Source organism: Methylobacterium sp. CCH5-D2, assembly GCF_001556475.1.
GTDB lineage: Bacteria > Pseudomonadota > Alphaproteobacteria > Rhizobiales > Beijerinckiaceae > Methylobacterium > Methylobacterium hispanicum.
Genome location: NZ_LSIX01001144.1, coordinates 1 through 4,675 on the forward strand (window position 1 = coordinate 1; position 4,675 = coordinate 4,675).

Genomic DNA, 4,675 nt, shown 5'->3' on the forward strand with positions numbered 1-4,675 from the left:
CTGGCGGCCTGGGGCGGCCGAGATCCGACATCACCCGCCAGCCGCCCCAGGCCGCCAGGAAGCCGAGCAGCCCGGCCACGAGCCCGTCGGCGGTGGTGGGGACCGCCGGCTGGTAGTCCGTCAGCGTGGCCCGCACCAGCCCGACATCCGGCTGGCGCAGGATGGCGAAGGTGCGCCCGAGGGGGCTCGTCGCCTCGGCCAGCGCCTGCTGCTGGGCGCTCAGGGCGGCGAGGCGCGCGACGGTGGCGCCTGCCGCGGCGCCGCGGCGGGCAACGAGTTCGTCCGGGTTGCCGCGCATGCGATCGACCGCCCCGTCGCGGGTGTTGCCGGTGGCCCGCGCGTCCGCATCGAGGCTCGCGACCTCGCGGCGCAACTCGTCCACCGCGCCGCCGAGGCGCTGGGCGTATTGCTGGGCGAATTCCGGCGCCTGCGCGGCGACGCCGCCGCCCAGGAGCCCGAGGGCGAGGCCGAGGGTGCGGAACACGGCGAACACGGGCGACCTCCGATGATGCGCGCGGGACAAGAGCATGCCGGGCCGCCGGGGACCAGGGGCCTGCACCCAGTCCTGGATCCCAAAGGTCGAGACCTTTGGCGGGTGCAGGGTGGAACCCTGCATTTGGCTCTTCGGCCCCGGCAAAGCCGGGACCGAAGAGCCAATCCCGGGGCTGCGCGCCCCGGACCCCGCCTGCAGCGCCTTCAGGCGCCGAAAGGGCCTGAGGCCCTTGGGGATCCCCGGGACTCAGGCGGGGAGCGTCAGTAGGCCGGCCTGCCCGTCCGCGCAGCCGAAGGCGAGGCGGTTGCCGCGGCGGTCCCAGGCGAGCGCCGAGATCGCGCTCGCCTTCACGGCCGGGCGGACCAGGAGCTCGGCGGCATCGCCGAAGCGCACGAGCAGGATGCAGCCGTCCTCGTAGCCGATCGCCAGCACCGGTGCCTTCGGGTGGAAGGCCACCCGCGAGACCCGGGCCGGGCGCACGCCGCACTCGCGCGGGGCCTTGCCGGTCGGGCCCTCCTTCGAGTCGAACGGCCAGATGATCGCTGCCTCGGCTCCGCCGGTGGCGAGCCACTTGCCGTCCGACGACCAGCCGAGCGAGCGCACCTTGCCGGGGTAGCCCGACATCCGCATGTGGCCGGGATCGGGCTGGAGGCGCCAGCCGTGCAGGGCGTTCTCCTGCATCGTCGTGACAACGAAGCGCCCGTCGGGCGACCACGTCACGTCGATGTGCGAGCCCTTCCACGAGACCACCTCCGGCGGGGTCTCTAGGTTCGGGTACCAGAGGCTGGCACCGTTGTAGTGCGCCACCGCCAGCCGGTATCCCTTCGGCGCGAAGGCGAGGCCCCGCGCCGTCGAGGGCGCCTCCAGGGTCCGCTCGCGGCCCTTGGCATCGCGCGCCACCACGCGCCGGCCGGCCGAGAAGGCCAGCCCGCCGTCCGGATGCAGCGCCAAGGCGTCGATCCAGGCATTGCCCCTGGCGACCGCCGCCTCGGTGAGCGTGCCGTCCTTGGCCACCGCCACCACGCGCCCGTCGTCGCCGCCGGTGAGGAGGCGGGCTCCGTCGCCGGCCGCCACGAGGATGGATCCGTCCGGGTGGGCCGCCGCCCGCACCGCCTCGCTCCCTGAGGCCAGCACCACCGTGCCGTCGCCGAGCGCCAGCGCCAGCGTATCGCCGAGCCAGTGCGCCGCCGTCACGTGCGCGCCGGCCTCGACCGGGGCGACGTGGCTCGTCAGGGAGGCGGAAGTACTCATGCGCGGGTCCTTCAGGGTACGGCGGTGACCGATCGAGCGGATAGGACGGCGGCGATCACCGCGAAAGTCCCCCCGACCAGGGCGGGCACCAGCAAGGCGTAGAGCTCGTAGGTGCCGTAGGCCAGCGTGCCGACCAGCGCGCCCACGAGCAGCGCCCCCCAGACCGTCGCGTCGCCGATCCAGCCCAGAGGCGGCCCGGTGCGGGTCAGCGCCTCGGCGATCTTCTGCGCGAGCGCGAACAGGGCCCCCGTCACGAAGGTGGTGCCGGCGCGAAACCCCTTCACCTGGGACAGCACCGCGTTCTGCGCGCCCATCGCCATGGCCATGAAGAACGAGGCGAGGCCGAGTTCGGGCGTCGCGAGGCCGAGCGAGAGGGCCGCCAGGATCAGCAGCGTCTCGTAGGCGAGAACCACCGCGGTGGCCCAGCGCCGCGGCACCACGATCGCGAGCCCGCTGCCGAGCGTCGCGCCGAACAGGAAGCCCGAGACCAGCATCGCGGGAAGGCCCGCGTGCCGGAAGGCGCCGTTGGCCAGCGAGACCGAGAGCTGCGTCGTGTTCCCGCTCATGAACGAGGTGTAGAGGCCGCCCAGCCGCACGAAGCCGATCGCGTCGACGTAGCCGGCGAGCGCCGTGAGCGCGAGGCCGGTCCCCAGCTGCCAGGATCTGTTCACGAATCGCGTCCCCGAAAGCTTCGCAATAAGACTTCGTTAACCAGTTCGGGCGCTCCGTTCAGGTGCGGGTGGGCAGGGTTAAGCCTTCGCTCACCAAACCCGAGCAATTCGATCCAATCACGGCGAACACCGGAGCTGAGGGCCCCGTTGGTCCGACGATCCGGTGCCGGGGCGTCAGCCCCGCGCCAGGTGAGTTGGAGTTGCGTCATGATCCCCTTCGCCTGCACCGCGCTCGCACGGCCCGCCTTCCTCGACCGGATCGACCACGCGTCCTCGACCGTGCTCGTGGTCGAGGACGAACCCTTCGTCTGCGAACTCGCCGCCGAGGCGCTGGCCGACGAGGGCTATCGCGTGCTGACCGCCGCCGACGCCTGGGAGGCGGAAGAAATTCTTGCCCGCGAGACCGTGGACCTGCTCTTCACCGATATCGACCTCGCCCGCAACACGAACGGCCTCGCACTCGCCCAGCACGCGCGATGCCAGTGCCCGGACCTGCCGGTGGTCTACACCTCGGGCGGCCGCGCGGGCCTGCCCGCCAGCGAGCAGGTCTCCGAATCCGTCTTCGTGCCGAAGCCCTACCGGCCGAGCCAGCTCGTGGCGCTGACCAACGACCTCCTGCGCCGCGCCCATCCCCACCACGCCTGACCCGCCACCCCCGAGACGACCCATGATCCGCACGCGCCTCCTCATCGCCTCCCTCGCGCTCGGCCTCACGGCCGGCACGGCACGGGCCGCCTGCGACGTGACGGGCGCGCGGATCGAGGAGAAGCTCGCCGGGAAGAGAGACCTGCAGCAGGACGCCAACCAGCAGACGGTGCGGGATCTGCGCACCCTGCGCGACGCCGCGATCGTGCTCGACGCCTTCAAGTACAGTGCCGAGTGCGAGCGCCTGCTGGCGATCGTCTCGGAACTCGCCGCCGATCCCGAGCGCGCGATCGAGCAGGGCGGCGACACCGACGAGGACAAGGCGGAGAGCCTCGTCCAGGCCCGCAAGCCGCGCATCCCCGCCGGCGGGAGCGAGCCGAACCCGAAGCCGCGCTGACCGCCGGATCAGCGCGCTCTCACGGCTGCGCCGGCGCCTCGCGCTGCTCGCCCCGGCCGCGCAGGTTGGCCTTGGCGAGCGTGCGGGCGAGACCCGCCGCCATCTGCTGGCGCAGGGTCTCCGTGACCTCGATGTCGGTGAGCCGCCACGCCCAGCCGCGCAGGCGCATGCGGATGCGGGTCTGGTCCTGGCGCGGGCGACCCGGCGGGATCGCGATCACGACCGTGCGGAAGCCGCGCATCTCCGAGGCGAGGTAATAGGGCACCAGGCCGCCGACCCGGTCGATGCGCAGGCCCGCCCGGGCCGGCGCGGCCGGCCGCCCCTGCTCGACCTTGTCGAGCCAGCCGTCGTCGAGGAGGTCGATCACGGTGGCGGGCGTCACCATCGTCTCGGCCAGCGCCAGCGCGAGGCCGGTCGCCGCCTCGCCGAGCTGCTGGCGCTCGCGGGGGCCGAGATCCGGGTTCTGGTCGGTGGCGGCCTTCACGGCGGCGGTGGTCTGGCGCACGAGCGAGAGCCGCAGCGTCCGGAAGTTCACGTGGCTCTCGACATAGCCGACGTCCCGCGCCCGCACCGCTTGGGCGAGGTCGTAGAGCGCCCAGAGCGGGCTCAGCGTGAACAGGATCCAGCCGAGCGCGATCGCGAGGGGGACGGCGAGCCAGCGCATCGGGCGGCTCAGCCGGGCCTGGCCGCGCTCAAGCCGACCGCGCCCAGGTCGCGAGCGGCGCGAAGGCGGCGACGACCGATTCGTAGACCGGGCGCTTGAAGGGTACGACGAGGCCGGGCAGCTCCTCGAACGCGGCCCAGCGCCAGGCATCGAACTCGGCCTTGTGCGCGCCGCCGCCCGGATGGTCCACGTCGATGGCCTCGTCGGTGCCGAGGAACGCGAAGGCGAACCACTTCTGGGTCTGGCCGCGGTAGCGCCCGCGCCAGGCCTGCTTCATGGCGTCCGCCGGCAGGTCGTAGGCGAGCCAGTCCGGCACCTCGCCGAGGGGACGGATCAGCGCGGGGGAGACGTTCGTCTCCTCGTGCAGCTCGCGCACGGCCGCCGCCGCGGCGGCCTCGCCCGCGTCGATCCCGCCCTGCGGCATCTGCCAGGCGTGGGCGCCGGCCCCGAGCCGGTCGGCGTCCTTGCGGCGGCCCACGAAGACGCCGCCCGCCCGGTTAATCAGCGCGACGCCGACGCAGGGGCGGTAGGGCAGGGGGGCCTCTTGGCCGAGG

At 73.5% G+C, this 4,675-nt stretch carries 7 protein-coding genes; 2 read left to right on the plus strand and 5 right to left on the minus strand.

All coding sequences use genetic code 11. The features are described 5' to 3' along the window. The 3 genes from AX737_RS31105 to AX737_RS31115 all read right to left on the minus strand — a co-directional run. Nucleotides 1–493 (minus strand): DUF2937 family protein (locus AX737_RS31105; protein ID WP_066928024.1); only part of this gene is annotated, 493 nt, incomplete at its 3' end. A 246-nt stretch (nucleotides 494–739) separates the two neighbouring features. Next, on the minus strand, nucleotides 740–1,744 hold the full coding sequence (locus tag AX737_RS31110) for a hypothetical protein (protein ID WP_066928026.1): 1,005 nt from the start codon (nucleotides 1,742–1,744) through the stop codon (nucleotides 740–742). Nucleotides 1,745–1,755: 11 nt separating this feature from the next. After that, complete coding sequence (locus AX737_RS31115) at nucleotides 1,756–2,415, minus strand: YoaK family protein (RefSeq protein ID WP_066928028.1); 660 nt, start codon at nucleotides 2,413–2,415, stop codon at nucleotides 1,756–1,758. A gap of 207 nt (nucleotides 2,416–2,622) precedes the next feature. Here AX737_RS31115 and AX737_RS31120 point away from each other — a divergent pair, with 207 nt between their 5' ends. Both AX737_RS31120 and AX737_RS31125 read left to right on the plus strand, forming a co-directional pair. Next, nucleotides 2,623–3,060, plus strand: a complete 438-nt coding sequence (locus tag AX737_RS31120; RefSeq protein ID WP_066928030.1) for a response regulator — start codon at nucleotides 2,623–2,625, stop codon at nucleotides 3,058–3,060. A gap of 22 nt (nucleotides 3,061–3,082) precedes the next feature. Next, nucleotides 3,083–3,457: a photosystem reaction center subunit H gene (locus tag AX737_RS31125; protein ID WP_066928032.1), complete on the plus strand. Its 375-nt coding sequence runs from the start codon at nucleotides 3,083–3,085 to the stop codon at nucleotides 3,455–3,457. 19 nt (nucleotides 3,458–3,476) lie between these two features. Here the strand turns inward: AX737_RS31125 and AX737_RS31130 are convergent, their stop codons facing one another. Then, complete coding sequence (locus AX737_RS31130; protein ID WP_066928034.1) at nucleotides 3,477–4,121, minus strand: DUF2939 domain-containing protein; 645 nt, start codon at nucleotides 4,119–4,121, stop codon at nucleotides 3,477–3,479. A 28-nt stretch (nucleotides 4,122–4,149) separates the two neighbouring features. Beyond that, on the minus strand, nucleotides 4,150–4,675 hold a 526-nt coding region (locus AX737_RS31135; protein ID WP_082773395.1), incomplete at its 5' end, for an RNA pyrophosphohydrolase.

Bases quoted from the DNA above. Each gene is read 5' to 3' on its own strand.
- AX737_RS31110 (WP_066928026.1), bottom strand. From the start codon at position 1,744: ATGAGTACTTCCGCCTCCCTGACGAGCCACGTCGCCCCGGTCGAGGCC.
- AX737_RS31125 (WP_066928032.1), top strand. From the start codon at position 3,083: ATGATCCGCACGCGCCTCCTCATCGCCTCCCTCGCGCTCGGCCTCACG.
- AX737_RS31130 (WP_066928034.1), bottom strand. From the start codon at position 4,121: ATGCGCTGGCTCGCCGTCCCCCTCGCGATCGCGCTCGGCTGGATCCTG.
- AX737_RS31120 (WP_066928030.1), top strand. From the start codon at position 2,623: ATGATCCCCTTCGCCTGCACCGCGCTCGCACGGCCCGCCTTCCTCGAC.